This window comes from Citrobacter sp. Cpo012 (genome assembly GCF_030333015.1).
Taxonomy (GTDB): domain Bacteria; phylum Pseudomonadota; class Gammaproteobacteria; order Enterobacterales; family Enterobacteriaceae; genus Citrobacter; species Citrobacter portucalensis.
On sequence record NZ_JAOWGR010000024.1, the window covers coordinates 1 to 587 of the forward strand.

Genomic DNA, 587 nt, shown 5'->3' on the forward strand with positions numbered 1-587 from the left:
GCTGACATGGACCGTCACCTCTTTCAGCACATGACCGACGTTGTCAGAGAACGCCGCAGAATCCACCTCGATGCGATAACCGAGGGTATTTTTCCCGGTATCAATCACCTGGCCGTGATACTGGTGGCCGTTAATCTCCACCAGAACCGGGTCGCCCGCTTTCGCATCTTCCCCGCGCACGTTTCCGGTAATCGTCTGCTTCGCCGCCGACAACTCAGTAAAGTTCAGGGTGTTGTCGGCGGTGACATCATGAATATTGACGGTGTTATGCGCTTTAGTGTCCAGCACCACGGTACGGTGCGCCAGCGCAGTCACTTCGTTGCCCGCGGCATCATGGCTGACCAGCGTCACCTGCACATCATTTTTACCTTCGCGCAGCGTGCCGACCGGCACTGCCACTTCGTAGCGCAGTTCGCCGTTATCATCGACCACCGTTCCGGTAAAACTCTGCCCCTGTACACTGACGGTAACGGCATCCCCCGCTTTGGCATCGCCGCCTGCCACGCCGCTTATCAGTGTGGTCATGCGGTTTTCAATGGCGTTGACCACATTGTCGTTCGCGACGGTATCGATATGTACCGTGTTTT

At 56.7% G+C, this 587-nt stretch carries 1 protein-coding gene; it reads right to left on the reverse strand.

Features of this window, described 5'->3' with window-relative positions:
- Nucleotides 1–587, reverse strand: a 587-nt coding sequence (locus tag OGX90_RS01195) for an Ig-like domain-containing protein (RefSeq protein ID WP_286623005.1), incomplete at both ends; no start/stop codon positions are given.